Origin of the sequence: Agromyces mangrovi (genome assembly GCF_030296695.1) — a bacterium.
Lineage (GTDB): Bacteria > Actinomycetota > Actinomycetes > Actinomycetales > Microbacteriaceae > Agromyces > Agromyces mangrovi.
This window is the reverse complement of record NZ_AP027737.1, coordinates 819580-845300: the sequence shown is the minus strand read 5'-3', so window position 1 is coordinate 845300 and position 25721 is coordinate 819580. Positions and strand designations below refer to the sequence as shown.

Annotated in this window: 29 protein-coding genes and 1 pseudogene; 28 read left to right on the top strand and 2 right to left on the bottom strand. The window is 72.8% G+C overall.

Annotated features, from left to right (window positions below; all coding sequences use genetic code 11):
- The first annotated feature begins 118 nt into the window (after positions 1-118).
- From QUE38_RS04010 to glmM, 18 genes and pseudogenes are all read left to right on the top strand, one after another.
- Positions 119-430: a PTS sugar transporter subunit IIB gene (locus QUE38_RS04010; protein ID WP_286310341.1), complete on the top strand. Its 312-nt coding sequence runs from the start codon at positions 119-121 to the stop codon at positions 428-430.
- A gap of 88 nt (positions 431-518) precedes the next feature.
- A complete protein-coding gene (locus QUE38_RS04005; protein ID WP_286310340.1) occupies positions 519-785 on the top strand; it encodes an HPr family phosphocarrier protein in 267 nt (88 codons plus the stop codon).
- A 42-nt stretch (positions 786-827) separates the two neighbouring features.
- Positions 828-2516, top strand: coding sequence for a phosphoenolpyruvate--protein phosphotransferase (gene ptsP / locus QUE38_RS04000; protein WP_286310339.1), 1689 nt, complete (start codon positions 828-830; stop codon positions 2514-2516).
- A gap of 13 nt (positions 2517-2529) precedes the next feature.
- Positions 2530-4068: a PTS mannitol transporter subunit IICB gene (locus QUE38_RS03995; RefSeq protein WP_286310338.1), complete on the top strand. Its 1539-nt coding sequence runs from the start codon at positions 2530-2532 to the stop codon at positions 4066-4068.
- Positions 4069-4107: 39 nt separating this feature from the next.
- Positions 4108-4545, top strand: coding sequence for a PTS sugar transporter subunit IIA (locus QUE38_RS03990; RefSeq protein WP_286310337.1), 438 nt, complete (start codon positions 4108-4110; stop codon positions 4543-4545).
- Complete coding sequence (locus QUE38_RS03985; RefSeq protein ID WP_286310336.1) at positions 4545-5693, top strand: mannitol-1-phosphate 5-dehydrogenase; 1149 nt, start codon at positions 4545-4547, stop codon at positions 5691-5693. Before QUE38_RS03990 ends, QUE38_RS03985 begins: the two co-directional genes overlap by 1 nt.
- 178 nt (positions 5694-5871) lie before the next feature.
- Entirely contained in the window at positions 5872-6093 is a 222-nt protein-coding gene (gene infA, locus QUE38_RS03980) for a translation initiation factor IF-1 (RefSeq protein WP_021759551.1), read from the top strand.
- Positions 6094-6164: 71 nt separating this feature from the next.
- Positions 6165-6281, top strand: a complete 117-nt coding sequence (gene rpmJ, locus QUE38_RS03975) for a 50S ribosomal protein L36 (RefSeq protein ID WP_055821300.1) — start codon at positions 6165-6167, stop codon at positions 6279-6281.
- Positions 6282-6433: 152 nt separating this feature from the next.
- Positions 6434-6808, top strand: coding sequence for a 30S ribosomal protein S13 (gene rpsM / locus QUE38_RS03970; RefSeq protein ID WP_281884961.1), 375 nt, complete (start codon positions 6434-6436; stop codon positions 6806-6808).
- Positions 6809-6841: 33 nt separating this feature from the next.
- Positions 6842-7239, top strand: a pseudogene (gene rpsK, locus QUE38_RS03965) (30S ribosomal protein S11).
- A 173-nt stretch (positions 7240-7412) separates the two neighbouring features.
- Positions 7413-8399, top strand: a complete 987-nt coding sequence (locus tag QUE38_RS03960) for a DNA-directed RNA polymerase subunit alpha (protein ID WP_281884965.1) — start codon at positions 7413-7415, stop codon at positions 8397-8399.
- Positions 8400-8447: 48 nt separating this feature from the next.
- Positions 8448-8978, top strand: coding sequence for a 50S ribosomal protein L17 (gene rplQ, locus QUE38_RS03955; RefSeq protein ID WP_286310334.1), 531 nt, complete (start codon positions 8448-8450; stop codon positions 8976-8978).
- Between the two features lie 95 nt (positions 8979-9073).
- Positions 9074-10117 carry a GNAT family N-acetyltransferase gene (locus QUE38_RS03950; RefSeq protein WP_286310332.1) on the top strand — a complete coding sequence of 348 codons (1044 nt, stop codon included), beginning with the start codon at positions 9074-9076 and terminating at the stop codon, positions 10115-10117.
- A gap of 58 nt (positions 10118-10175) precedes the next feature.
- Entirely contained in the window at positions 10176-12149 is a 1974-nt protein-coding gene (locus tag QUE38_RS03945; protein ID WP_286310330.1) for an acyltransferase family protein, read from the top strand.
- 46 nt (positions 12150-12195) lie between these two features.
- A complete protein-coding gene (gene truA / locus QUE38_RS03940; protein WP_286310328.1) occupies positions 12196-13140 on the top strand; it encodes a tRNA pseudouridine(38-40) synthase TruA in 945 nt (314 codons plus the stop codon).
- 134 nt (positions 13141-13274) lie between these two features.
- On the top strand, positions 13275-13721 hold the full coding sequence (rplM, locus tag QUE38_RS03935; RefSeq protein ID WP_286310326.1) for a 50S ribosomal protein L13: 447 nt from the start codon (positions 13275-13277) through the stop codon (positions 13719-13721).
- A gap of 44 nt (positions 13722-13765) precedes the next feature.
- Positions 13766-14251 carry a 30S ribosomal protein S9 gene (rpsI, locus tag QUE38_RS03930; protein ID WP_286310324.1) on the top strand — a complete coding sequence of 162 codons (486 nt, stop codon included), beginning with the start codon at positions 13766-13768 and terminating at the stop codon, positions 14249-14251.
- A gap of 14 nt (positions 14252-14265) precedes the next feature.
- Entirely contained in the window at positions 14266-15627 is a 1362-nt protein-coding gene (gene glmM, locus QUE38_RS03925; RefSeq protein WP_286310322.1) for a phosphoglucosamine mutase, read from the top strand.
- 36 nt (positions 15628-15663) lie between these two features.
- Here the strand turns inward: glmM and coaA are convergent, their stop codons facing one another.
- Positions 15664-16620, bottom strand: coding sequence for a type I pantothenate kinase (gene coaA / locus QUE38_RS03920; protein ID WP_286310320.1), 957 nt, complete (start codon positions 16618-16620; stop codon positions 15664-15666).
- Positions 16621-16723: 103 nt separating this feature from the next.
- Between coaA and glmS the strand changes: the two genes are divergently transcribed.
- The 10 genes from glmS to QUE38_RS03870 all read left to right on the top strand — a co-directional run bounded on the left by glmS (position 16724) and on the right by QUE38_RS03870 (position 24473).
- On the top strand, positions 16724-18574 hold the full coding sequence (gene glmS, locus QUE38_RS03915) for a glutamine--fructose-6-phosphate transaminase (isomerizing) (protein ID WP_286310318.1): 1851 nt from the start codon (positions 16724-16726) through the stop codon (positions 18572-18574).
- Between the two features lie 16 nt (positions 18575-18590).
- On the top strand, positions 18591-18947 hold the full coding sequence (locus QUE38_RS03910) for a holo-ACP synthase (RefSeq protein ID WP_286310316.1): 357 nt from the start codon (positions 18591-18593) through the stop codon (positions 18945-18947).
- Entirely contained in the window at positions 18944-20080 is a 1137-nt protein-coding gene (alr, locus tag QUE38_RS03905) for an alanine racemase (protein ID WP_286310315.1), read from the top strand. The genes QUE38_RS03910 and alr overlap by 4 nt, the downstream gene beginning before the upstream one ends.
- A gap of 29 nt (positions 20081-20109) precedes the next feature.
- Complete coding sequence (tsaE, locus tag QUE38_RS03900; RefSeq protein WP_286311647.1) at positions 20110-20583, top strand: tRNA (adenosine(37)-N6)-threonylcarbamoyltransferase complex ATPase subunit type 1 TsaE; 474 nt, start codon at positions 20110-20112, stop codon at positions 20581-20583.
- Between the two features lie 9 nt (positions 20584-20592).
- Positions 20593-21213 (top strand): tRNA (adenosine(37)-N6)-threonylcarbamoyltransferase complex dimerization subunit type 1 TsaB, encoded by a 621-nt coding sequence (gene tsaB, locus QUE38_RS03895; RefSeq protein WP_286310314.1) that lies wholly within the window; start codon positions 20593-20595, stop codon positions 21211-21213.
- On the top strand, positions 21210-21719 hold the full coding sequence (rimI, locus tag QUE38_RS03890; protein ID WP_286310313.1) for a ribosomal protein S18-alanine N-acetyltransferase: 510 nt from the start codon (positions 21210-21212) through the stop codon (positions 21717-21719). The genes tsaB and rimI overlap by 4 nt, the downstream gene beginning before the upstream one ends.
- Positions 21716-22768 carry a tRNA (adenosine(37)-N6)-threonylcarbamoyltransferase complex transferase subunit TsaD gene (gene tsaD, locus QUE38_RS03885; protein ID WP_286310312.1) on the top strand — a complete coding sequence of 351 codons (1053 nt, stop codon included), beginning with the start codon at positions 21716-21718 and terminating at the stop codon, positions 22766-22768. Before rimI ends, tsaD begins: the two co-directional genes overlap by 4 nt.
- A 148-nt stretch (positions 22769-22916) precedes the next feature.
- A complete protein-coding gene (locus tag QUE38_RS03880; protein WP_286310310.1) occupies positions 22917-23240 on the top strand; it encodes a DUF4190 domain-containing protein in 324 nt (107 codons plus the stop codon).
- A 46-nt stretch (positions 23241-23286) separates the two neighbouring features.
- Positions 23287-23922 carry a DUF4190 domain-containing protein gene (locus QUE38_RS03875; RefSeq protein WP_286310309.1) on the top strand — a complete coding sequence of 212 codons (636 nt, stop codon included), beginning with the start codon at positions 23287-23289 and terminating at the stop codon, positions 23920-23922.
- 8 nt (positions 23923-23930) lie between these two features.
- Positions 23931-24473 carry a hypothetical protein gene (locus tag QUE38_RS03870; RefSeq protein ID WP_286310307.1) on the top strand — a complete coding sequence of 181 codons (543 nt, stop codon included), beginning with the start codon at positions 23931-23933 and terminating at the stop codon, positions 24471-24473.
- A 20-nt stretch (positions 24474-24493) separates the two neighbouring features.
- Here QUE38_RS03870 and QUE38_RS03865 read toward each other — a convergent pair whose 3' ends face one another.
- Positions 24494-25681 (bottom strand): class I SAM-dependent methyltransferase, encoded by a 1188-nt coding sequence (locus QUE38_RS03865; RefSeq protein WP_286310305.1) that lies wholly within the window; start codon positions 25679-25681, stop codon positions 24494-24496.
- Positions 25682-25721 lie beyond the last annotated feature (40 nt).

The following is a 25721-nucleotide window of genomic DNA, read 5'->3' as shown; positions in this document are numbered from 1 at the left end:
GTGACGGACCGGGGTCGCTCGCCACACTGGTGACGTGCCCCACCGGAACCTCGGCGGGGGCGCCGGCTCGTCGGGGGTCGGCACGACTTGCAACGGCACGGAAGCGGTGAGCGGATCGATGAGGATCCTGGTGGTCTGCGGCGCGGGGGCGTCCAGCACGTTCGTCGCGCAGCGCGTGCGTCGCAGCGCGCGCGACCGCGGGCTCGACTGCACGGTCGAGGCGGCGGGGTCGACGCGGCTCGACGCCGGGCTCGACGCGGTCGACGTCGTGCTGCTCGGCGCCCACGTCGGTGCGCTGGCCGATGCGGTGCGCGAGCGCGCCTCCGAGGCATCCGTCGCCGTCGCCGTCATGCCCGAGCGCGTCTTCGCGGCGCGCGACGGGGAGGAAGCCCTCGATCTCGCCCTCGCCGCGGCAGGGAAGCGATCGTGAACCCGCGAGTGCGCGTCGCCGTTCCCGTGCGCGCGAGCCGGGTCTATGGTGAGAACGGGAACGGACGCCAACGACGGAGGCCGGAATCATGGTGGAACGCACTGTCCAGATCGGATCGAGCCACGGACTGCACGCCAGGCCGGCGAAGCTCTTCACCCAGGCAGCTGCCGAGTCGGGAGCCCAGGTCACGATCGCGAAGGATGGCGGTTCGCCCGTCAACGCCGCGAGCATCCTGGCCGTCATCTCGCAGGGGATCGACCACGGTGACACCGTCACCCTCACGGTCGACGGGGGAGACGAGGACGCGGTGCTCGAGCGGCTCGTGGAGCTGCTCAGCACCGACCACGACTCGTAGCGGGCGCCCGCTCCCGTTCGCGAACAGGATGGGAGACGCGTGATGGAACTGCAGGGAACCGGAATCGGCCTGGGCGTCGCACTCGGACCGGTGGTCCGGATGGCCGAGCCGCTGCCCGAGCCGGTCGACCGGCCCAGCCACCTCGACCCCGACAAGGAGGCCGAGCGCGCCCGCGGGTCGCTCGCGGTCGTCGCGGCCGAGCTGCAGGGGCGCGGGGCCAAGGCCGGCGGCTCGGCGCAGGACGTGCTCGAGGCCCAGGCCATGATGGCCGAGGACCCGACGCTCATGGACGACATCGTGAAGCGCCTGGCCGACGGCAAGACCGCCGAGCGTGCGGTGTTCGAGGCGTTCGCCTCGTTCCGCGAGATGCTCGCGGGCATGGGCGGCTACATGGCGGAGCGCGCCGCCGACCTCGACGACGTGTCGCAGCGCGTGATCGCCAACCTGCTGAAGCTCCCCGCGCCGGGCGTGCCGAATCCGGGGCATCCGTTCGTGCTCGTCGCGCGCGACCTCGCGCCCGCCGACACCGCGACGCTCGACCTCGACCAGGTGCTCGGGCTCGTCACCATCGACGGCGGCCCCACCTCGCACACCGCGATCCTCGCCCGCGAGAAGTCGATCGTCGCGGTCGTCGGCGCCACCGGCGCCGGGCAGCTCGACTCGGGCGACCAGGTCATCGTCGACGCCGAGAACGACCTCGTCATCGTCGGCCCGAGCCCCGACCAGGCCGCCGCGGCCCAGGAGCGCATCGCCGAGCGCAAGGCGCGCGCGGCCGCGCCGGTGACGCCGGGCGCGCTCGCCGACGGCACCCCGGTGCCGCTGCTCGCGAACCTCGGCTCGGCCGACGGCGCCGCCGGAGCGGTCGAGCTCGGCGCCGAGGGCGTGGGGCTGTTCCGCACCGAGTTCCTGTTCCTCGACGCGCAGCAGGCGCCGACCGTGCGCGAGCAGCAGGAGCAGTACACCCGGCTGCTGAACGCCTTCGCCGGCAAGAAGGTGGTCGTGCGCGTGCTCGACGCGGGCGCCGACAAGCCGCTGTCGTTCCTCAACGACGCCGACGAGGAGAACCCGGCCCTGGGCCTGCGCGGCATCCGCGCCCTCCGCGAGTCGGAGGCGATCCTGCGCGAGCAGCTCACGGCGCTGGCGGCGGCGGATGCGGCGACCGACGCCGACCTCTGGGTCATGGCGCCCATGGTCGCCAACGTCGAGGAGGCGCGCTACTTCACCGCGCTCGCCAAGGAGCTCGGCATCCGCACGGCCGGCGTGATGATCGAGGTGCCGAGCGCGGCGCTGCTCGCCGACCGACTGCTGACGGCCACCGACTTCGCGTCGATCGGCACCAACGACCTCACGCAGTACACGATGGCTGCCGACCGCATGCTCGGCACGGTCGCGGCGTTCCAGAACCCGTGGCACCCGGCGGTGCTCTCGCTGGTCGCCTCCGTGGGGGAGGCGGGCCACGAGCTCGGGCGCCCGGTCGGCATCTGCGGCGAGGCCGCGGCCGACCCGATGCTCGCCGTGGTGCTCGTCGGCCTCGGCGCCACCACCCTGTCGATGTCCCCGTCGGCACTCGCAGACGTCCGCGCGTCCCTGGCGCGGTACACGAAGGACGACGCGATCGCGATCGCCCGCGCAGCACTGGCCGCCGAGGGTGCGGCCGAAGCCCAGCAGGCGGCCAAGGACGCCGCAGGCTCCGTCACGGCCCGGCACGACGTGTCCGCGCCCCAGTCATAGGAGAGGCACCATCATGACAACGACGTCATCCCCCGACGCCACGAAGCCCAAGGGCGGCGCTCGCGTCGGGATCCAGCGCTTCGGCGCGTTCCTCAGCGGCATGGTCATGCCGAACATCGCGGCGTTCATCGCCTGGGGACTCATCACCGCGTTCTTCATCGAGACCGGGTGGACGCCCGTGCCGCAGCTCGGCGGCTTCCCCGATGCGGCGGGCAACGAGTACACCGGTCTCGTCGGGCCGATGATCATCTACCTGCTCCCGCTGCTGCTGGCGAACATGGGCGGTCGCCTCGTCTACGACACCCGAGGCGGCGTGGTCGGCACGATCGCGACGGTCGGCGTGATCGTCGGCACCGACATCCCGATGTTCCTCGGCGCGATGATCATGGGCCCGCTCGCGGCGTACCTCATGAAGCAGGTCGACCGCATCTGGGAGGGGAAGATCAAGGCGGGCTTCGAGATGCTCGTCAACAACTTCTCCGCCGGCATCCTCGCCGGCATCCTCGCGATCGTCGGCTACTTCGCGTTCGGACCGGCGGTCGAGTGGATCAGCAACCTCCTCGAGACCGGGGTGGACTGGCTGATCTCGGTGTCGCTGCTGCCGCTCGTGTCGATCCTCGTCGAGCCGGGCAAGATCCTCTTCCTGAACAACGCCATCAACCACGGCGTGTTCACCCCGCTCGGCACGCAGCAGGCGGCCGAGGAGGGCAAGTCGATCCTGTTCCTGATCGAGGCGAACCCCGGCCCGGGCCTCGGCCTGCTGCTCGCGTTCGCGATCTTCGGCGTCGGCATGGCGCGGGCGAGCGCTCCCGGCGCGATCATCATCCAGTTCTTCGGCGGCATCCACGAGATCTACTTCCCGTACGTGCTCATGAAGCCGCTCACGGTGCTGGCCGTGATCGCCGGCGGCATGACCGGCGTCGCCACGAACGTGCTGTTCGACTCGGGCCTCCGAGCGCCGGCGGCACCGGGCAGCATCATCGCGGTGCTCATCCAGACCGCGAACGACAGTTACCTCGGCGTCATCCTCTCGGTGGTGCTCTCCGCGGCGGTCTCGTTCGTCATCGCCTCGATCATCCTGCGGGCGAGTCGCAGGCGCGACCTCGAACGCGAGAACGCCGGCGACCTGAGCGACGCGATCGCGCAGACGCAGGCGAACAAGGGCAAGGAGAGCTCGGTGCTCGGCGGCCTGCAGGCCGAGGGCGTCGCCGCTGGCGGCGCGCTGATCGAGGAGGGCGAGCGCGAGGCGTTCGAGCACAAGCCGATCCACTCGATCGTGTTCGCGTGCGACGCCGGCATGGGCTCGAGCGCGATGGGCGCCACGGTGCTCCGCAACAAGATCAAGAAGGCGGGCATCGACAGCGTCACCGTGACGAACCAGTCGATCGCCAACCTGAAGGACGACGTCGACCTGGTGATCACGCACCAGGACCTGACCGACCGCGCGAAGCTGCAGTCGCCCAGCGCACTGCACGTCTCGGTGGAGAACTTCATGAACTCCCCGAAGTACGACGAGGTCGTGCACATGCTGCAGTCCGAAGGGGTTCGCTGACCGCGGGGCGCGGCGGCGGGAATGAAGGGAATGGATGACATGAGCGATCAGGTGCTGTCACCCGGGAACGTCCGTCTCGCCGCCGCGCCGGCCGGTCGAGAGGAGGCCATCCGCGCAGCGGGCGGCATCCTCGTCGAGGCCGGCGCGGTCACCCCGGCGTACGTCGACGCGATGCTCGAGCGCGAGCAGTCGGTGTCGACGTACATGGGGAACCTGCTGGCCATCCCGCACGGCACGAACGAGTCGAAGGACGCGATCCTGCGCTCGGCGCTGTCGATCACGCGGTACGACCAGGCGATCGACTGGGGCGGCGAGCAGGTGCGGTTCGTCGTCGGCATCGCGGGGATCGGCGACGAGCACCTCGAGATCCTCTCCCGCATCGCGCTCGTCTTCTCCGACGAGGACGAGGTCGAGCGCCTGCTGGCCGCCGGAGACGCCGACGAGCTCTACGCGGCGCTCGGGGAGGTCAACGGCTGATGAAGGCCGTCCACTTCGGCGCCGGGAACATCGGCCGCGGCTTCGTGGGGCTGCTGCTCCACGAGGCCGGGTACGAGGTGGTGTTCGCCGACGTGAACGCGGAGCTCATCGACGCGCTCGCCGCGGCGGACGCCTACCTCGTGCACGCGGTCGGGCGCGAGTCGTCGACCACGCGGGTCGACGGCTTCCGTGCGCTGAACAGCGCCACCGACGCCGACCGGGTCGCCGACGAGGTCGCCACGGCCGACGTGCTCACGACCGCGGTCGGCCCGACCATCCTGCGCTTCATCGCCCCGCACGTGCTCGCGGGGCTCCGGGCCCGCGCCGACGAGGCGCCGCCGCTGCAGGTGATGGCCTGCGAGAACGCCATCAACGCGACCGACCTGCTGCGCGACGAGACCGCGGCGCTCTGCTCGGCCGAGGAGTGGGCGTCGATCGCCGGCCGTGCGGTGTTCGCGAACACCGCGGTCGACCGCATCGTGCCCGGCCAGGACCCGGACGCGGGCCTCGACGTGACCGTCGAGACCTTCTTCGAGTGGGCCATCGAGCGCCGACCGTTCGGCGACGCGGCACCCGCGATCCCGGGTGCGCACTTCGTCGACGACCTCGCGCCGTACATCGAGCGCAAGCTCTTCACCGTGAACACGGGGCACGCCTCGATCGCCTACTTCGGCTTCATCGGCGGGCACGTGTCGATCGCCGACGCCCTGACCGACCCGCTCGTCGAGGCCGCGGTGACCGGGGTGCTGGAGGAGACCTCCGCGCTGCTCGTGGCCAAGCACGAGTTCGCCGAGGAGGCGCAGACGCGGTACCGCGAGACCATCCTCGAGCGGTTCCGCAACGAGGCGCTGCCCGACACCGTCGAGCGGGTCGGCCGGCAGCCGCTGCGCAAGCTCAGCCGGCACGAGCGCTTCGTCGGCCCTGCGGCCGAACTCGCCGACCGCGGCATCGCGCCGCGGGCCCTGCTCGACGCGATGGCCGCCGCGCTGCGGTTCGACGTGCCCGCCGACGAGCAGAGCGTCGAACTGCAGCGGATGCTCCGCGAGCAGGACGCCGAGGCCTTCGTCGCCGAGGTCACGGGCCTGACACCGACGCACGCCCTGTTCGCGCCGTTCGTCGAGCGCGTGCGGGAACGTCAGCAGGCCTGACGCCGCGACTCCGGGGAACCGTCGGCCCACGGGCATCCGATTGGCGAAACCGCGCCGGATGGCGTAATGTTGACCCTTGGTGTTTCGCGCCTCGATACCGCCATGCCACCGAGCGGGGCGAGCGGGGCGCGAGACGATCGCACGACCAGCAGATTCCAACCCTAGCGATAGTGAGGCTATGGCCAAGAAAGACGGTGTCATCGAGATCGAAGGTTCGGTCGTCGAGGCTCTCCCGAACGCCATGTTCCGGGTCGAGCTGACGAACGGGCACAAGGTGCTCGCCCACATCTCGGGCAAGATGCGTCAGCACTACATCCGCATCCTCCCCGAGGACCGCGTGATCGTGGAGCTGAGCCCCTACGATCTGACCCGCGGCCGCATCGTCTACCGCTACAAGTAGGTCTCTGCTGTAAGTAACGGCCCGCGGCACCCCACGGGTACGAAGACAGCGATGCAACAAGGAACCCCCACATGAAGGTCAACCCCTCCGTCAAGCCCATCTGCGACCACTGCAAGGTCATCCGCCGCAACGGTCGCGTCATGGTCATCTGCAAGTCGAACCCGCGCCACAAGCAGCGCCAGGGCTGACCTGCGCCGCCCGCGCGCGGCACGACGAATCCCACAACTGAATACGACACGGCAACGCCAGGATTCCGCTTCGCGCGGATGACACCTCGGGAGAGAGGCCCGGGCACCGGCGTTGCTCCACACCTCTCGAACACCATTCAGGAGAAGCCAACATGGCACGTCTGGCAGGCGTCGACATCCCGCGCGAGAAGCGCGTGGAGATCGCACTGACGTACATCTACGGCGTGGGCCGCACCCGCGCGCTCGCCACCCTCGCGGAGACCGGGATCTCCGGCGACATCCGCGTGAAGGACCTCACCGACGACCAGCTCGTCGCCCTCCGCGACCACATCGAGGGCACCTACAAGGTCGAGGGCGACCTCCGCCGCGAGGTGGCCGCCGACATCCGCCGCAAGGTCGAGATCGGCTCCTACGAGGGCATCCGCCACCGCCGCGGCCTCCCGGTCCGCGGCCAGCGCACCAAGACCAACGCGCGCACCCGCAAGGGCCCGAAGCGCACCGTCGCCGGCAAGAAGAAGGCTCGCTAGCCCCCGGCCAGCGACGAGGATTCAGGAGAAGTCATGGCAGCACCCAAGTCGGCGGCTCGCAAGCCCCGCAAGAAGGACAAGAAGAACGTCGCCGTGGGCCAGGCCCACATCAAGTCGACCTTCAACAACACGATCGTCTCGATCACCGACACGACCGGCGCGGTCATCAGCTGGGCCTCCTCCGGTGGCGTCGGCTTCAAGGGCTCGCGCAAGTCGACCCCGTTCGCCGCGCAGCTGGCCGCCGAGTCGGCCGCCCGCCAGGCGCAGGAGCACGGCATGAAGAAGGTCGACGTCTTCGTGAAGGGCCCGGGCTCGGGCCGCGAGACCGCGATCCGCTCGCTCCAGGCCGCCGGCCTCGAGGTCGGCAGCATCAACGACGTGACGCCGCAGGCGCACAACGGCTGCCGCCCCCGAAGCGCCGCCGCGTCTGACGCTCCGCCGGTCGGGCGCCGGCGGATCGGCCGGACCCGTGGTCCGTCGCGCCGACGCCCCGCGCCCGACCGGCGCATCCGTTCTCTCAACAACTCCATATCCGGCCGGGCCAGCCACCCGGTCTCCATCGCAAAGTGTCATATAGCGGGCACTGAGCCGAAAGGAATCCATAGTGCTGATCGCACAGCGTCCCACGCTCACGGAAGAGAACATCTCGGAGTTCCGTTCGCGTTTCGTGATCGAGCCCCTCGAGCCGGGCTTCGGTTACACCCTCGGCAACTCGCTTCGCCGCACCCTCCTGTCGTCGATCCCCGGTGCCGCCGTCACGAGCATCCGCATCGACGGCGTGCTGCACGAGTTCTCCACCGTGCCGGGCGTGAAGGAGGATGTCACCGAGATCATCCTCAACATCAAGAACCTGGTCGTCTCCAGCGAGCACGACGAGCCCATCACCGCGTACCTGCGCAAGCAGGGTTCGGGTGAGGTCACCGCGGCCGACATCTCGGCTCCGGCGGGCGTCGAGGTGCACAACCCCGAGCTCGTCATCGCGACCCTGAACGACACCGCGAAGTTCGAACTCGAGCTCACCATCGAGCGCGGCCGCGGCTACGTCTCGGCCAGCCAGAACCGCAGCGAGTTCTCCGAGGCCGGCCAGATCCCGGTCGACTCGATCTACTCGCCCGTGCTGAAGGTCACCTACCGCGTCGAGGCGACGCGTGCCGGTGAGCGCACCGACTTCGACCGACTCGTGGTCGACGTCGAGACCAAGGCGGCCATCAGCCCGCGCGACGCCATCGCGTCGGCCGGTCGCACGCTCACCGAGCTGTTCGGCCTCGCCCGCGAGCTGAACAACGCCGCCGAGGGCATCGAGATCGGCCCCGCGCCGGTCGACGCCGTGCTCTCGAGCGAGCTCTCGATCCCGATCGAGGACCTCGACCTGTCGGTGCGTTCGTACAACTGCCTGAAGCGCGAGGGCATCAACACGGTCTCGGAGCTCGTCGCACTGAGCGAGACCCAGCTGATGAACATCCGCAACTTCGGCCAGAAGTCGGTCGACGAGGTCAAGGACAAGCTCACCGAGATGGGCCTGTCGCTGAAGGACTCGGTCCCCGGCTTCGACGGCGCGCACTTCTACACCGGGTTCGACGAAGAGAACTAGGCACGCCGCGCGCGCCTCGCACACCCCCACCACTGGAGATACAGAACAATGCCCAAGCCCACCAAGGGCCCCCGCCTCGGAGGCGGACCCGCGCACGAGCGTCTCATGCTCGCGAACCTCGCCAGCAGCCTGTTCACGCACAAGCGCATCACGACGACCGAGACCAAGGCCAAGCGCCTGCGTCCGTTCGCCGAGCGCCTGGTCACCTTCGCCAAGCGCGGTGACCTGCACGCCCGTCGTCGCGTCCTCTCGGTCATCGGCGACAAGAGCGTCGTGCACGAGCTGTTCACCGAGATCGCGCCGCAGGTGGCCGACCGCGAGGGCGGCTACACCCGCATCACGAAGATCGGCAACCGCAAGGGCGACAACGCCCCCATGGCCGTGATCGAGCTCGTGCTCGAGCCCGTCACCCCGAAGGCGAAGCCGGCGAAGGCCGCACCCGCCGCCGAGGAGCCGGTCGCCGAGGAGCCCGCCGCCGAGGAGGCCGTGGTCGAGGAGGCACCCGCCGCCGACGAGGCCGCCGCGGACGAGACCGCCGAGCCGGCCGCCGCCGAGGAGGCCGACGCCGAGGCCAAGTAGGTCTCGCGTCCACCACGTCTGAACGCCCCGGGCACCCGTGCCCGGGGCGTTCGTCGTCACCGCAGCACACCCCGAGCCCCGAGAGGATGGGCACCATGACCGAGTCCCTCCACCCCGAACCCCGCCAGGAACCGCTGCGCGACCGCGTCGCGTCGGCACGGCGCACCGCGACCCCGGCGCACGACGAGATCACCTCGTGGCGCCCGGCGACCCGCGACGACGTGGACCTGATCACCGCGTTCGAGCACGCGCTCGCGGCGGCGGACCATCCCGAGTGGCGCTCCGGTCGCGAGGAGGTCGCGGACATGCTCGGTCGCAGCGAGCTCGACCTCGGGCAGGACACGGTGCTCGGCTTCGCGGCCGACGGACGCCTGGCGGCGCACGGCATCGTGCTGCGCCCGGAGGGCGCCGAGTTCATGGTGCGCAGCTTCCTGTTCGGCGGCGTCCACCCCGACTTCCGCGGGCGCGGCATCGGTCGGGTCCTGCTCGACTGGGAGCTCGCGCGCGCGGTCGAGCAGTTCGCGCACAGCGACTCGCTGCTGCCCGGCGTCGTGTTCGGCTACGCCCAGGAGCGCACGCCGGCGAACGGCCGGCTGTTCGAGCGCGCCGGCATGGCGGTCAAGCGCTACTTCCTGAAGTTCTCCCGCGACCTGCACGCGCCCCTGCCCGAACTGCCCGAGGCGGATGCCACGGTGCGGCCGTACCGCGACGACGACGCCGAGGCCGTGCGGCACGCCCGCAACGACGCGTTCCGCGACCACTGGGGCAGCGACGTCATGAGCGCCGAGCAGTGGGGGCACCTGGTCGGCGGCGAGGGGTTCCGCGGCGACCTGTCGCTGGTGTCGGTCGACGGCGACCGGGTGGTCGGGTTCCTGCTGGCGAGCGAGTACGAGGCGACCGACGAGCACGAGGGCGAGGCGGGCATCTACGTCGAGTACGTGGGGGTCCGCCGCGAGGGCCGCGGGCGCGGCATCGCCCGGCGGCTGCTCGCCGGGCACCTGCACGCGGCCGCGGCGGCCGGCTTCGCGTCGAGCGTGCTCGAGGTCGACGCCGACAGCCCCACGGGCGCGAACGCGCTCTACGAATCGATGGGCTATCGCGAGCACCACCGCGAGCTGGCGTACTCGCTGGAGTTCTGAGGTCGTAGCCTGAGCTGAGCACGCCGCGCCGGAGCGGTGGACGACGGGAGGGGGCCCGGTGGATCCAGCGACGACCGAGCGCGTGCCGCCCGCACCCACCGCGTCCGGCCGCGTCGCCGGGCTCGACGGACTGCGCGCGATCGCGGTCGTCGCGGTCGTCCTCTTCCACGTCACGGGCGGGCTGCTGCCCGGCGGGTTCATCGGCGTGGACGTCTTCTTCGTCATCAGCGGCTTCCTGATCACGACCCTGCTGCTGCGCGAGCGTGCGGCGAGCGGCCGCATCTCCTTGCGCGGGTTCTTGGCTCGGCGGGCGCGTCGGCTGCTGCCCGCGCTGGCGCTCGTGCTGCTGGTGTGCACGGCGGCGGGCGCGCTGGTCGGCGGCGACGTGCTGCTCGGCATCGGCTGGCAGCTCGTGGGCGGTGCGACGTTCAGCTTCAACTGGCTCGCCATCGCCGCGCAGTCCGACTACCTCGGCGCGACGTCGCCCGAACTGTTCCGCAACCTGTGGTCGCTGGCGATCGAGGAGCAGTTCTACCTCGTCTGGCCGCCGCTGCTGGTGCTGCTGTTGCGCGCGTTCGCGCCGGTGGTGCGGCTCTGGGTGGTGGGCTACGCGGCGGCGCTGTCGTCGGTGGCGATGGTCGTGGTCGCCGCGGGCGACCCGACGGCGGCGTACTACGGCACGGGCACGCACGCGTTCGGGCTGCTGATCGGCGCGTTCCTCGCCCTGCACCTGGCCGGGCGATCGGATGCGGGTGGGCGAGCGCCCGCGAGCCGTCTGGCGACGCGCGGGCTGATGGCGGCGCTGCTGCTCGGGGTGATCGTCGCGCTGGCGCTGGTGCTCGATCCGGCTGCCGGGTTCGCGTACAACGGCGGCATGCTGGCCGCGTGCCTGGCGACGGCGGGGCTGATCCGCGTCGTGGTCGCCGAGCCGGCGGTGGGTCGCGTGCTCGACGCCGGGCCGATGCGGTGGATCGGCGTGCGCTCGTACGGCCTCTACCTGTGGCACTGGCCGGTGCTGGTGCTCGTGACGGCGGCGCTCGGTTCGGGGACGGTCGTCGCACCGGGCCCGCTCGCCGCGTCGGCGGCCGTGCTGCTCACGGTCGGCGCCGCGACGGCGTCGTTCCGCTGGATCGAGACGCCCGTGCGACGCCTCGGCTTCCGGGGCGCGGCGGGCGCCGTCGTCGACGCCGTGCGCCGCGGTGCGCCGATGCGGACGGCGACGGCGCTGGTGGCGTCGGCGGCCGCGGCCGCGCTGGTGGCCACGGCAGTGGTCGGCGTGGCGGCGGCGCCGGAGCGTTCGAGCGCCGCGGCGGCGATCGAACGCGGTGCGGCTGCGGTGGGGGCGGATGCCTCGGGAGGGCCGGCCGCGGAGGCCGAGGCGCCCGCGGCCGCCGACGCGGAACCTGCGGGCGGGCCCGAGCCGGCGGCCTCGCCGGAACCGGAACCGGAACCGGAGCCGGAACCGGCGCCGGAGCCCGAACCCGAGCCCGAACCCGAGCCGGAACCGGCACCCGCACCCGAGCCGGAACCCGAGCCGATCGCCGCGGCCGCGATCCCGTCGGGCGACCGCATCAGCGCGATCGGCGACTCGGTCATGCTCGCCGCGGCCCCGGAGCTCCAGCGCCGGTTCCCGGGCATCGCGATCGACGCGTCCGTGTCGCGCCAGATGCGCGAGGGCCCGGCCGTGGTGGCCGCGCTCGCCGCTGCGGGCCGGCTCCGCAGCTACGTGGTCGTCGGCCTCGGCACCAACGGCGACGGGCCCGACTCGGTCTACCAGCAGATCATCGACATCGCCGGCCCCGACCGCCGGGTGGTGTTCGTCGACGTGGCGGGCCCGATGAGCTGGACCGCGACGGTGAACGACCGGCTCGCGCGGGTCTCGGGCGCCAACGCGACGGCCGCCGTCAGCGGGTGGCGGGCGGCGGTCGCACCGCACCCCGAGGCGCTCGCGAGCGACGGAACGCATCCGCTCGCGCCGGGCGGCGCGCTCTACGCCGATGCGCTCGCCGCCGCGTTCGGGCGCCTGCCCTGACCGTGGGCGGCACCGGCGGTCGCGCGCCGAACCGTAGGCTGGGGTCGTGAGCGACGAGCAGACGGATGCCGCGGGCGAACCCGCGCCCGCGGGCGCGTCGCCCACCCGCATCCGCCTCGACCTCGCCTACGACGGCTCGGGGTTCAACGGCTGGAGCGCGCAGCCGGGGCAGCGCACCGTGCAGGGCGTGCTCGAGCAGGCGCTCGCGACGCTGTTCCGCCGCACGGGCACGGCTCCGCGGCTGACGGTCGCCGGGCGCACCGACTCGGGCGTGCACGCGCGCGGCCAGGTCGCGCACCTCGACGTGCAGCCCGACGCGCTCGAGTCGGTCACGCGCCCGCGCCGCGGCGACCCGGCCTCGGGCCGCGCGACCGATCCGGCCGGGGTGCTGCTCCGGCGGCTCACCGGCATCCTCGGCGCGCACGACGCCGACGTCGTCGTGCACGCGGCGGCGATCGCTCCCGACGGGTTCGACGCACGGTTCTCGGCGGTGTGGCGCCGCTACGAGTACCGGGTGGCGGATGCCTCGGCGACACGCGACCCGCTCGCGCGGGCGCACACCGTGTGGCATCCGTCGCCCCTCGACGCGGAGGCCATGGACCGGTCGGCGGGCTCGCTGCTGGGGCTCGGCGACTTCGCCGCGTTCTGCCGGCCGCGCGAGGGGGCGACCACCATCCGCACGCTGCAGGCGTTCACGTGGCGCCGCGAAGCGGACGGCGTGCTCGTCGCAGCGCTCCAGGCCGACGCGTTCTGCCACTCGATGGTGCGCGCACTGGTCGGGGCGTGCGTCGCGGTCGGGCAGGGGAAGCTCGGGGTCGACGAGCCGCTCGCGCTCATGCGGGCGGGTGAGCGCACGAGCGCGTTCCGGGTGATGCCGGCGAAGGGGCTCGTGCTGACCGAGGTCGGGTACCCCGACGATGCGGAACTGGCGGCCCGCGCCCGCCAGACGCGGGCACGGCGCGAATTGCACGCCGACGGGGTCGTGGGCTAAGCTGTCTCTTTGGTGCCGCCACCTGCGTCGGCACCCGAAGATGAGCCCTCCACCGGGCGTTCGACCGCATCGCGGGCGAACTCCCACGGAGTGGGATTCACGAACCCCTCTCTCGATCAGAAAGCAGCACTTCCGTGACGCGCACCTACACCCCCAAGCCGAATGAGATCCAGCGCGACTGGGTCGTCATCGACGCGACCGACATCGTGCTCGGCCGCCTCGCCAGCCACACCGCAGCCCTGCTGCGCGGCAAGCACAAGGCGATCTTCGCGAACCACGTCGACACCGGCGACTTCGTGATCATCGTCAACGCCGAGAAGGTGGCCCTCACGGGCCAGAAGCTCGAGCAGAAGAAGGCCTACCGCCACTCGGGCTACCCGGGCGGCCTCTCGGCCGTCGGCTACGCCGAGCTCCTCGAGAAGAACCCGGTCCGCGCCGTCGAGAAGGCGGTTCGCGGCATGCTCCCGAAGAACTCGCTGGGTCGCGCCCAGATCAAGAAGCTGAAGGTCTACGCAGGCCCGGAGCACCCGCACGCCGCGCAGCAGCCGAAGGCGTTCACCCTCACCCAGATCGCCCAGTAACGGCGCTCCCTTCTCGACGTACAAGACCAAAGGATTCATTCATCGTGGCGAAGATCGCAGACCAGATCGACCAGGCTCCCGAGAGCTACACCACCGAGAGCGCGCCGACCGAGACCCCGGCCTCGGAGCGCGTCATCCTCAACGTGTCCGGCGCAGCCGTCGGCCGTCGCAAGCAGGCCATCGCCCGCGTGCGCGTCGTGCCCGGCGCCGGCTCCATCACGGTCAACGGCCGTGAGTTCGCGGACTACTTCCCGAACAAGCTCCACCAGCAGCTCATCACCGACCCGTTCACCGTGCTCGACCTGCGCGGCAGCTACGACGTGATCGCACGCATCACCGGCGGCGGCCCCTCGGGCCAGGCCGGCGCCCTGCGCCTCGCGATCGCCCGTGCGCTGAACGAGATCGACCGCGAGCACAACCGCCCGACCCTCAAGAAGGCCGGCTTCCTCACCCGCGACGCGCGCGTGATCGAGCGCAAGAAGGCCGGTCTCAAGAAGGCCCGCAAGGCTCCGCAGTTCTCCAAGCGCTGAGGCGCGACGGCTCCATGCCCCGCCTCTTCGGCACGGACGGCGTTCGGGGGCTGGCCAACCGGGAACTCTCGGCTGTGCTGGCCCTCGAACTCGCCCAGGCGGCTGCCCTCGTGCTCACGCAGGGCCGCCACGCGGACTCGATCCGCGCTGCGGGCCGCAAGCCGGTGGCCGTCGTCGCGCGCGACCCGCGCATCTCCGGTGAGTTCCTCACCTCCGCGGTCGTCGCGGGCCTCGCGAGCTCCGGCATCGACGTGCTCGACGCCGGCGTGCTGCCGACTCCGGCGACCGCATACCTCATCGCGAGCGAGCACGCCGACTTCGGCGTGATGATCTCCGCCTCGCACAACCCGGCGCCCGACAACGGCATCAAGTTCTTCTCGTTCGGCGGCACGAAGCTGCCCGACGAGGTCGAGGACCGCATCGAGGCGCGGCTCGGCGGCGAGAAGCTCACCCCGATCGGGGGCGACGTGGGTCGCATCCGACGCTTCGCCGACGCCGAGGACCGGTACGTGCTCCACCTCGTGGGCACCCTGCCGAACCGGCTCGACGGCCTGCACGTCGTCATCGACTGCGCGCACGGCGCCGCGGCCGGCGTCTCGCCCGAGGCGTTCGCGCTCGCCGGGGCGAAGGTGACCGTCATCGGCGCCGACCCGGACGGGCTCAACATCAACGACGGCGTCGGCTCGACGCACCTCGAGGTGCTGCAGGCCGCGGTCCTCGAGCACGGCGCCGACCTGGGCATCGCCCACGACGGCGACGCCGACCGCTGCCTCGCGGTCGACCACCGCGGACAGGTGGTCGACGGCGACCGCATCATGGCGATCCTCGCGATCGCGATGCAGCAGCGCGGGGCGCTCACGGACGACACCCTCGTGACCACGGTCATGAGCAACCTCGGCCTGCGCCGCGCCATGGACGAGCACGGCATCCGCGTCGTGCAGACGAAGGTCGGCGACCGCTACGTGCTCGAGGCGCTCGCCGCCGAGGGCCTCGCCCTCGGGGGCGAGCAGAGCGGGCACGTCATCATGACCGAGTTCGCCACCACCGGCGACGGCGTGCTCACGGGCCTGCACCTCGCGGCCGAGGTCGCGCGCACCGGCCGGTCGCTCGCCGACCTGGCCGACGTCATGACCGTCTACCCCCAGGTGCTGCTGAACGTGCGCGGCGTCGACCGCGACGCGCTCGCCGGGAACGAGGCGATCGCGGCGGCGCAACAGGTGGCCGAGGCCGAGCTCGGCGACTCGGGACGCGTGCTGCTCCGCCCGTCGGGCACCGAGCCGATGGTGCGGGTCATGGTCGAGGCGGCCGAGCAGGACGTCGCGCAGCAGCACGCCGAGGCGCTCGCCGACGTCGTGCGCGCCGAGCTCGCCGTCTGACGCCCCAGCGCCGTTCGACGCACGCGGAGGACGGGCTCAGATCTTCCGCAGCAGCACGCTCGACACGGCGTGATCCGAGTCCTTCCGCAGCACGAGCGACGCGCGCGAGCGCGTGGGCCGCACGTTCTGCTCGAGGTTCGGCTCGTTGATCGAGCTCCAGATCTCGCGCGCCCGGGCGCGCGCCTGCTCCTCGGTGAGCTCGGCGTAGCGGTGGAAGTACGAGTTCGGGTTGGTGAACGCGCCCCGCTGCAGGCGGAGGAACCGCTCCTCGTACCAGCGGGCGATGTCCTGCGTGCGCGCGTCGACGTAGATGGTGAAGTCGAACAGGTCGCTGACCGCCAGCCGGTGGCCCGGTGCGGGCGGCTGCAGCACGTTCAGGCCCTCGACGATGAGCACGTCGGGTTGGCGCACCGTGATCTGGGCGTCGGGCACGATGTCGTAGCTGAGGTGTGAGTAGAACGGTGCGCGCACCTCGGGCGCCCCCGCCTTCACGTCGCTCACGAAGCGCAGCAGGGCGCGCCGGTCGTACGACTCGGGGAACCCCTTGCGGCTCATCAGGCCGCGGCGCTCGAGCTCGGCGTTCGGCAGCAGGAACCCGTCGGTCGTGACCAGCTCGACCCGCGGGGTGTGCTCCCAGCGCGAGAGCAGCTCGCGCAGCAGGCGGGCGATGGTCGACTTGCCGACCGCGACCGAGCCGGCGACGCCGATCACGAACGGCGTGCGCTCGGCGCGCTCGCCGAGGAAGTCGCTGGTCAGGCGGTGCAGGTGGGTCATGCCGCCGACGTAGAGGTTGAGCAGCCGGCTGAGCGGCAGGTAGACCTCTGCGACCTCGTCGTGGTCGAGCGGCTCGCCGAGGCCGCGCAGCTGCACCAGCTCGATCTCGCTGAGCGGGAGCGGCATCGACGGGGCGAGCGCGGCCCAATCCGCCCGGTCGAGTTCGACGAAGGGGGAGATGTGCTGCGTCGCGACGGGTGCGGTCGTCGGATCGGACATCCCGGTCAGTCTAGTCGCGCGCCCGCGCGGCGCCCGCCGCTGTGCACGGGCGGGGATGTCGCGTGCAGCCGGTGCACCGGCGGGCGCGGATACAATCGCCCCCATGTGTGGAATCGTCGGGTACGTCGGGCCGGCCAACAGCCTGGACGTCCTTCTCGGAGGCCTGCGTCGCCTCGAATACCGCGGCTACGACTCGGCCGGAGTCGCCGTCATCGATGACGAGGGCAACCTCGGCACGAGCAAGAAGGCGGGCAAGCTCCAGACGCTCGTCGACGAGCTCGCCGAGCACCCGGTGCCCCGCGGCGGCACCGGCATCGGCCACACCCGCTGGGCGACCCACGGCGGCCCCACCGACCGCAACGCGCACCCGCACCTGGCCGACGAGGGGCGCCTCGCCGTGATCCACAACGGCATCATCGAGAACTTCGCCGCGCTGCGCGACGAGCTGCTCGCCGACGGCGCCGAGTTCGCCAGCGAGACCGACACCGAGGTCGCCGCCGTGCTGCTCGGCCGCGAGTACCGCGCGACGGGCGATCTCGTCGAGGCGTTCCGTCGCACGGTCGTGCGGCTCGACGGCGCGTTCACCCTGCTCGCGCTGCACCGGGACGCCCCCGGGCTCGTCGTCGGCGCCCGGCGCAACTCGCCGCTCGTGATCGGCCTGGGCGAGGGCGAGAACTTCCTGGGGTCGGATGTCGCGGCCTTCGTCGAGCACACCCGCAACGCGCTCGCCATCGGCCAGGACCAGATCGTGGCGATCACCGCCGACGAGGTCGTCGTGACCGACTTCGACGGCGGCCCCGTGACGGTCGAGCCGTTCGAGGTCGCGTGGAACGCGGACGCCGCCGACAAGGGCGGCTGGTCGAGCTTCATGCAGAAGGAGGTCAGCGAGCAGCCCGAGGCGGTCGCGAACACCCTCCGCGGCCGCCTGGTCGACGGCACCGTCGTGGTGGGCGAGCTCGAGGCACTCGGCGACGACGTGCTCCGGGGCATCCGCCGCATCACCGTCATCGCGTGCGGCACGGCCGCCTACGCGGGCATGGTCGCCAAGTACGCGATCGAGAAGTGGGCGCGCGTGCCGGTCGACGTGGAGCTCAGCCACGAGTTCCGCTACCGGGAGCCGGTCATCGGGCCGGACACGCTCGTGATCTCGGTGAGCCAGTCGGGCGAGACCATGGACACGCTCATGGCCGTGAAGTACGCCCGCGAGGCGGGCGCGCGCACGATCGCGGTCTGCAACACGCAGGGCGCGACCATTCCGCGCGAGTCGGACGCGGCGATCTACACGCACGCCGGTCCGGAGGTCGCGGTCGCGTCGACGAAGGCGTTCGTCGCCCAGATCGCGGCGCTCTACCTGTTCGGCCTGCACCTGGCGCGCGTGCTCGGCACGACGTCGCCGCAGGAGCTCGAGACCGCCGCGCACGAGCTCGAGCAGGTGCCGGGCAAGCTCGCAACGGTGCTGGAGCAGGGCGAGCGCATCGCCCAGCTCGCGCACTGGATGGCCGACACCCGCTCGGTGCTCTTCCTCGGCCGGCACGTGGGCTACCCGATCGCGCTCGAGGGCGCGCTGAAGCTGAAGGAACTCGCGTACATCCACGCCGAGGGCTTCGCCGCGGGTGAGCTGAAGCACGGGCCGATCGCGCTGATCGAGCCCGGGCAGCCCGTCTTCGTCGTGGTGCCGAGCCCCCGCAACTCGGGTTCGCTGCACCCGAAGGTGGTCTCGAACATCCAGGAGATCCGTGCGCGCGGCGCGCGCGTCATCGCGATCGCCGAGGCGGGGGATGCCGCGGTGCTGCCGTTCGCCGACGAGGTGCTGCGCATCCCGCTGGCCGGCCCGCTCTTCGAGCCGCTGCTGGCCGTCGTGCCCCTGCAGATCTTCGCCATGGAGCTCTCCGCGGCGAAGGGCCTCGACGTCGACCAGCCGCGCAACCTCGCCAAGTCGGTCACGGTCGAGTAGCCGGGGGAGCGGGCACGTGATCGCCGGTATCGGGGTGGACGTCGTGGACGTCGCGCGCTTCGAGCGCGCCATCACGCGCACCCCGGGCCTGCGCGAGCGCCTGTTCACGGCGGGGGAGCGCGACCGGCCGGCGCGTTCGCTCGCGGCGCGGTTCGCCGCGAAGGAGGCGCTCATCAAGGCGCTCGGCGGGCCCGACGTGATGCGCTGGCACGACATGGAGCTCGTCAACGACCCGGAGGGCAACCCCGACTTCGTGCTGCACGGCGCCCTCGACGCGCACGTGCGGGAGCGCGGCATCGCGCACGTGCACGTGTCGATGAGCCACGACGCGGGGGTCGCGACGGCGTTCGTCGTGCTCGAAGGGGCGTCGTGAGCGCCGCCGCCCCCGGCCCGTTCCGCGAGGCGGTCGTCGACCTCGGCGCGATCCGCGCGAACGTCGCGCGCATCGCCGAGGTCGCCGCGCCCGCCGCGGTCATGGCCGTCGTGAAGGCCGGCGCGTACGGGCACGGCGCCCTGCCGGTCGCCCGCGCCGCGCTCGTGGGCGGGGCACGCCTGCTCGGGGTCGCCGACGTCGACGAGGCGCTCGCCCTCCGTGCCGCGGGCATCGACGCGCCGATCCTCGCCTGGCTGCACGACCCCGGCCTCGACTTCGCGCCCGCGCTCGACGCCGGCATCGCGCTCGGCGTGTCCTCGGAGGGGCAGCTCGAGCAGGTCGCGGGCGCCGTCGCGCGCGGCGCCGCCCCGGCGACCGTGCATCTGAAGATCGACACCGGGCTCAGCCGCAACGGCGTCGAGCCGGCCCGGTGGGGAGCGGTCGTCGCGCGCGCGCGCGAGCTCGAGGCATCCGGCACCCTCACCGTCGACGGCGTGTTCAGCCACCTCGCCAACGCCTCCGACGCCGACGACGACGCGCAGCTGGCCGCCTTCACGGCGGCGCTCGAGGCGGCGGATGCCGCGGGCCTGCGCCCGACCCACCGCCACCTCGCCTCCACGGCGGCCGCGCTGCGCCGACCCGACGCGCGCTTCGACCTCGTGCGAGTCGGCATCGGCATGTACGGGCTCACCCCCTACGGCGACGGCACGACGGGCGCCGACCTCGGCCTGGTGCCCGCCATGACCCTGCGGGGTCGCGTGGCGGCGGTGCGCCGGGTGCCCGCGGGCGCGGGAGCCTCCTACGACCTGACCTGGCGAGCCAGTGCGCCGACCACCCTCGCGCTCGTGCCGCTCGGCTACGCCGACGGCGTGCCCCGGCACGCCTCGGGCGCGGGCAGCGTACTGCTCGGCGGCGAGGTGCGGCCGATCGTGGGGCGGGTCGCGATGGACCAGTTCCTCGTCGATGCCGGCACCGTCCCGGTCGAGACCGGCGACGAGGTGGTGCTGTTCGGCGACCCGTCGACAGGCGCGCCCACGGCCGACGAGTGGGCGGATGCCGCGGGCACGATCGGGTACGAGATCGTCACGCGCATCGGGCCGCGCGTGCCGCGCACGTACCGGGGCGCACCGTGATCGTGCGCGAGGTCCCCACCGCCGACGCCATGGAGGACGCCGGCCGCGCGCTCGCGGCCGACCTGCGTCGCGGCGACCTGGTCGTGCTCACCGGGCCGCTCGGGGCGGGCAAGACCACGCTCACGCGGGGCATCGGCGCGGGCCTCGGCGTGCGCGGCCCGGTGCAGAGCCCGACCTTCGTGCTGGCGCGCACGCACCCGAGCCTGGTCGACGGCCCGCCGCTCGTGCACGTCGACGCGTACCGGCTCGGCAGCGCCATGGAGCTCGACGACCTCGACATCGACTTCGCCGGGTCGGTCGTGGTGGTCGAGTGGGGCGCGGGCATGCTCGACGGGGTCGCCGACTCGTGGCTCGAGGTGGAGATCGCGCGCCCGACCGGCGCCGCCGAGGGCGCGGACGGGCCCGAGGCATCCGGCGACCTCGACGACGACGAGCCGCGCACCCTGCGCGTCACCGGGCGCGGCCCGCGTTGGGCGGGCGGCCGCTACGCCGACCCGACGTAGGCTGTGAGCATGCTGCTCGCGATCGACACCTCGGCGGGCACCGGTGTCGCCGTGGTCGACGAGTCGGGCCGCGTGCGCGCCGAGCGCGCCACCGACGACACCATGCGCCACGCCGAGGCGATCGGCACGCTCGTCGCGCAGGCGCTCGACGAGTCCGGCGTCGCCGCGCGCGACGTGACCGGCGTGGTCGCGGGCATGGGCCCGGGCCCGTTCACGGGCCTCCGGGTGGGCATCGCCGCGGCGCACGCGTTCGCGTTCGGCGCCGGATGCCGCCTGCTGCCGGTCGTCAGCCACGACGCGATCGCGCTCGAGTGGTCCCTCGCGGGCGGTGACGGCCCGCTGCTCGTCGTCACCGACGCGCGACGTCGCGAGCGGTACTGGAGCGCCTACGACGGCCTCGACGCGCACGGCGTCCCGATCCGCGCCGACGGGCCCGGCCTGGCCAAGCCCGACGACCTGCCGGTGCCGGCCGGGGAACGGCTCGACGCGCACGTCGTCTCGGCAGCGGCGCTCGGCACGCTCGCGGCACGCACCCTCGGCGCGGGGCTCGCGTTCGCACCCGACGAGCCGCTCTACCTCCGCTCGCCCGACGTGACGCCGTCGGCGGGGCCGAAGCGGGTGAGCGCATGAGCTGGATGCTGCGGCGGGCCGCGGCCGCCGACCTCGACGCGATCATGGCGATCGAGCGGTCGGTCTTCACCTCCGACGCGTGGTCGGCCGACTCCATGGCGCGCGAACTGGTCGACGAGCACGGCCACTACCTCGTCGCGACGCCCGCCGACGAGCCCGATGTCGTGGTCGCGTACGCCGGGCTGCTCGCACCGCGCGGCTCCGGCCAGGGCGACATCCAGACCATCGCGGTCGCGCCCGACGCGCGCTCGGGCGGCCTCGGCCGCGCCCTCATGCAGGCGCTGCTCGCCGAGGCGTGGCGGCGCGGCGCGCACGACGTCTTCCTCGAGGTGCGCGCCGACAACCCGGTCGCCCAGGCGCTCTACCGCTCGCTCGGCTTCGCCGAGCTCGGCCGTCGCCGCGGCTACTACCAGCCCGACGGCGTGGACGCGCTCGTCATGCGCGCGCGCCTGACGGCGCCCGTCACGCGCCCCGCGGCATCCGTCGTCTCGGAGGTGGCCGAGTGAACCGCGCCGACCCCCTGGTGCTCGGCATCGAGACGAGCTGCGACGAGACCGGCGTCGGCATCGTGCGCGGCTCGACCCTGCTCGCGAACGTCATCGCCTCGTCGATGGAGGAGCACGCGCGCTACGGCGGCGTGGTCCCCGAGGTCGCCGCGCGCGCGCACCTCGAGGCGCTCGGCCCCACGCTCCGCGAGGCCGTCGACCGCGCGGGCGTGACGCTCGACGAGGTCGACGCGATCGCGGTGACGAACGGCCCCGGCCTCGCCGGCGCGCTCATGGTCGGCGTCGGCGCGGCGAAGGCGCTCGCGTTGTCGCTCGACGTGCCGATCTACGCGGTCAATCACCTGGTCGGGCACGTGGGCGCCGACATCCTCTCCGACGACGAGCCGTTCGAGTACCCGACCGTGGCGCTGCTCGTCTCGGGCGGTCACACCTCGCTGCTGCTCGTGAAGGACCTCACGAGCGACGTCGAGCTGCTCGGCGAGACGATCGACGACGCCGCCGGCGAGGCCTTCGACAAGGTCGCCCGCGTGCTCGGCCTCGCCTACCCCGGCGGGCCGCGCATCGACGCCGCAGCCGTCGACGGCGACCCGCGCGCCATCCGCTTCCCGCGCGGGCTCACCAAGCCCAAGGACCTCGAGCGGCATCGCTACGACTTCAGCTTCTCGGGCCTGAAGACCGCGGTCGCGCGCTGGGTCGAGCAGCGGGAGGACGCGGGCGAGCCGGTGCCGGTCGGCGACGTGGCGGCGAGCTTCCGCGAGGCGGTCGCCGACGTGCTGGTCGGCAAGGCGATCGCCGCGTGCGTCGACCTCGGCGTGCCTCGGCTGCTGCTGGGCGGCGGCGTGGTGGCCAACGCGCGCCTGCGAGCCCTCGCCGAGGAGCGGGCGGATGCGGCGGGCATCGCCCTGCGCATCCCGCCCCTGTCGCTGTGCACCGACAACGGTGCGATGATCGCCGCGCTCGGCGCCCAGCGCATCATGGCCGGGCACGCGCCGTCGACCCTCGACTTCGGCGCCGACTCGACGCTGCCGGTCACGACGATCCAGTCCTGAGACGCGCCGCGACATCCTCGGGTTAACCCTCCTGCGGGCGGGCGAGGCGCACCGCTATGGTGAGGTACGAGCGCCGCGCAGCAGCGGTGCCCGGGTGCGCGCGACGCGGCATCCGTCGTCCTGCACCGCCTCCCGAGGAGAGTTCATCGTGACCGACCCCAACACCCCGCAGCAGCCCGACTACTCCGCCGCACCCGCCCCGTCCGGCCAGTACGCCGCCGCACCGAACACGCAGAAGACCAATGTCCTCGCGATCATCTCGCTCGTGTCGGCGTTCTTCATCTCGCTCGCCGCGGTCATCACCGGGCACATCGCGCTCAGCCAGATCAAGAAGACCGGCGAGCAGGGCCGCGGCCTCGCCATCGCCGGCCTGATCATCGGCTACATCGGCCTGGTGCTCGGCCTCATCGGCATCATCATCTGGATCGCGGCCTTCGGGTTCCTCGCGAGCACCGGCAGCCTGACCTACTGATCCACCGGCCCGGGCGACCGGGAACCACACGCACGAGGGACACGCAATGACCGACCCGAACACCCCGTCCGAGAAGCCCGAGGAGCCGGAGACCCCGGCACCGACCGAGCCCGACGCGCCCGCACCCGCCGAGCCGACGGCGCCGACGCCCGCGGAGCCGGCGCCCCCGGCACCGGAGGAGCCGCTCGCGCCGACCCCGGCCGAGCCGGTCGTGCCAGCCCAGCCCGAGACGCCGACTGCGCCGCCCGCTCCGCCCGCACCCGAGCCGACCGCACCGCCGGCCGCTCCGCAGGCGGCCGCGTCGACGCCTCCGCCTCCCGCACCGTCGGCCTACGGGCCGGCGGGCACCGAGCAGGTGTCGTACGCGGCGTCGCCGACGCCCGCACCGGCGTCCGGCGAGTCCGCTCCCGTCCTGTCGATCATCTCGCTGGTCGCGGGCATCATCGGCATCGTGGGCTCGCTGGCCGTGGTGTGGATCCCGATCGTGGGCGGCATCCTGCAGCTGTTCATCCCGGCCGCCGCGGTCGTGCTCGGCTTCCTGGGCCGCAAGAAGGAACCCAAGGGCAAGGGCATGGCGCTCGCCGGCATCATCACCGGCTTCGTGGGCATCGCGATCGGCCTGATCTCGATCATCGGATGGATCGCGCTCATCGCGGCCGCCCCGTTCGAGTACTACTACTGACGCCACCGATGACGTTCGACGACGGGCGCGCCCGGCCGCAGGATCCTGCGGCCGGGCGCGCTGCGTCGTCGGGCGGCCCGCCCCCGCCGCCGCCTCCGCGTCCGCCCGTCGAACCGGCCCCGCCGCAGCCGCCCCGCGAGGGGCCGCCCCGCGAGGAGCCGCCCCGCGAGGAGGCGCCGGCGCGCGAGTTCGAGGTGCCGTACGACACGGGCCAGATCTCCAAGCTCTCCACCGGCGAGCTCCTGGTCGTGCACCGCGACTGGGAGCTGCCCGAGCCCGACGAGCACGCCGCCGAGGAGGCGGTCGTCGAGCGGTCGCTCTACGGCACCGTGGCGTCCGTCAGCGGCATCCTGGGGCTGTTCTCGTCGCTGTTCATCGGCTGGGCCGTGCCGCTGTCGATCGCGGCGATCGTGTTCGGCGTCCTGGGCGTCCGGCGTGGCACCGACGACAACGTGCGCTCGGTCGTCGGCATCGTCACCGGCGGGATCGGCACGCTGTTCTCGGCGATCTGGATCGTCTACTACGCGAACGTGCTCGGCATCACCGCCTGAGCGCGGGGAACCGGGCCGGTTCAGACCCGCTCGGCGAGCAGAGCCACGTGCCGCCCCTGCGCCCGGGTCAGGATGACCGTCGCGCTCGCGTCGCCGCGCAGCTTCAGTCGCTTCCGGAGCGCCGCCGGATCGACGTCGACCCCGCGCTTCTTGATCTCGAGCACGCCGATGCCGCGGTCGCGCAGCGCCCGTCGCAGGTCCTGCTCGTCGGGCGGCAGCTGCTCGAGCACGCGGAACGCGGTCGCGAACGGCGTCGGCGTCAGGTCGTCGGCCGAGACGTAGGCGATGCCGTCGCCGACCATGCGCCCGTCGAGCCGGCGCGCGAGGTCGCCGATGAGCCGGGACCGGATGACCGCCGGGTCGGGCTCGTACACGAATGCGCCGAGCTCACCGGTCGGGGCGTCCTCGCTGTCGGCCGGCGCGACCATCTCGTGCGCGCCGTCGTCGCGCAGCACCAGGGCAGCCCGGCCCACCCCGTCGCGGGCGAGCACGCCGGTCCAGAGCACGAGCTCGACGAGGTCGCCGTCGACCGACACCCACTGCGCCTCCGCGTCGTGGGGGATGACGTCGCGGTCGGTTCCGGGGCCGAGCTTCACGCCCACGGGCATCCGCTCGGCGATCGCGAACACCGTGTCGAGGCTCGGCGAGTAGTCCGCGGCGTCCGACAGCCGGGTCGTGGTGCCCTGCTCGGTGCGGCGGCGGGCGGGGTCGAGCCAGGCCGCGTCGACGTCGTCGAGGGGCACGGATGCCGCGTCGGCATGCACCACCTCCGCGTGCGCGAACGGGGTGAGGTTGTAGGCCGCGATCGCGGCGGTGACCTCGTCGGCCTCGACCGCCGTCACGTGCAGGTCGATCGCGGCCATCGCGAGCGCGTCGCCGCCGATGCCGCAGCCGAGGTCTGCGACGCGGCGCAGGCCCGCGGCGTCGAAGCGCCCGGCGTGCAGCGCGGCGACGCGGAGGCGCGTCGCCTGCTCGAGGCCCGCCTCGGTGAAGAGCATGCGCTCGGCGAAGGGCCCGAACTTCGCCTCCGCCCGCGCGCGCAGCCGCGACTGGGTGAGGGCGGCCGCCACGACCCCCGCCGAGTGGCCCTCCTTGCGGAGCCGGCTCACGGCCTGCACGACCTGGTCGCGGCCGGTCCAGCGGGGGAGCGAGTCGAGGAGTCGGAGGCCCTCGGGGCTCAGCAGCTCGAGCAGCTCGGCGCGATCCATCCCGCCACGCTAGCACCGGCGCAGCCGGCGTCAGGCGGCC

Bases quoted from the DNA above. Each gene is read 5' to 3' on its own strand.
- QUE38_RS03950 (WP_286310332.1), top strand. From the start codon at position 9,074: ATGACCGAGTCCCTCCACCCCGAACCCCGCCAGGAACCGCTGCGCGAC.
- rpmJ (WP_055821300.1), top strand. From the start codon at position 6,165: ATGAAGGTCAACCCCTCCGTCAAGCCCATCTGCGACCACTGCAAGGTC.
- coaA (WP_286310320.1), bottom strand. From the start codon at position 16,620: ATGTCCGATCCGACGACCGCACCCGTCGCGACGCAGCACATCTCCCCC.
- tsaB (WP_286310314.1), top strand. From the start codon at position 20,593: ATGCTGCTCGCGATCGACACCTCGGCGGGCACCGGTGTCGCCGTGGTC.
- QUE38_RS03985 (WP_286310336.1), top strand. From the start codon at position 4,545: ATGAAGGCCGTCCACTTCGGCGCCGGGAACATCGGCCGCGGCTTCGTG.
- QUE38_RS03990 (WP_286310337.1), top strand. From the start codon at position 4,108: ATGAGCGATCAGGTGCTGTCACCCGGGAACGTCCGTCTCGCCGCCGCG.
- glmS (WP_286310318.1), top strand. From the start codon at position 16,724: ATGTGTGGAATCGTCGGGTACGTCGGGCCGGCCAACAGCCTGGACGTC.
- tsaE (WP_286311647.1), top strand. From the start codon at position 20,110: ATGGAGGACGCCGGCCGCGCGCTCGCGGCCGACCTGCGTCGCGGCGAC.
- QUE38_RS04010 (WP_286310341.1), top strand. From the start codon at position 119: ATGAGGATCCTGGTGGTCTGCGGCGCGGGGGCGTCCAGCACGTTCGTC.
- QUE38_RS03995 (WP_286310338.1), top strand. From the start codon at position 2,530: ATGACAACGACGTCATCCCCCGACGCCACGAAGCCCAAGGGCGGCGCT.
- rplQ (WP_286310334.1), top strand. From the start codon at position 8,448: ATGCCCAAGCCCACCAAGGGCCCCCGCCTCGGAGGCGGACCCGCGCAC.
- glmM (WP_286310322.1), top strand. From the start codon at position 14,266: ATGCCCCGCCTCTTCGGCACGGACGGCGTTCGGGGGCTGGCCAACCGG.
- QUE38_RS03865 (WP_286310305.1), bottom strand. From the start codon at position 25,681: ATGGATCGCGCCGAGCTGCTCGAGCTGCTGAGCCCCGAGGGCCTCCGA.
- QUE38_RS03870 (WP_286310307.1), top strand. From the start codon at position 23,931: ATGACGTTCGACGACGGGCGCGCCCGGCCGCAGGATCCTGCGGCCGGG.
- QUE38_RS04005 (WP_286310340.1), top strand. From the start codon at position 519: ATGGTGGAACGCACTGTCCAGATCGGATCGAGCCACGGACTGCACGCC.
- rpsM (WP_281884961.1), top strand. From the start codon at position 6,434: ATGGCACGTCTGGCAGGCGTCGACATCCCGCGCGAGAAGCGCGTGGAG.
- QUE38_RS03875 (WP_286310309.1), top strand. From the start codon at position 23,287: ATGACCGACCCGAACACCCCGTCCGAGAAGCCCGAGGAGCCGGAGACC.
- ptsP (WP_286310339.1), top strand. From the start codon at position 828: ATGGAACTGCAGGGAACCGGAATCGGCCTGGGCGTCGCACTCGGACCG.
- infA (WP_021759551.1), top strand. From the start codon at position 5,872: ATGGCCAAGAAAGACGGTGTCATCGAGATCGAAGGTTCGGTCGTCGAG.
- rimI (WP_286310313.1), top strand. From the start codon at position 21,210: ATGAGCTGGATGCTGCGGCGGGCCGCGGCCGCCGACCTCGACGCGATC.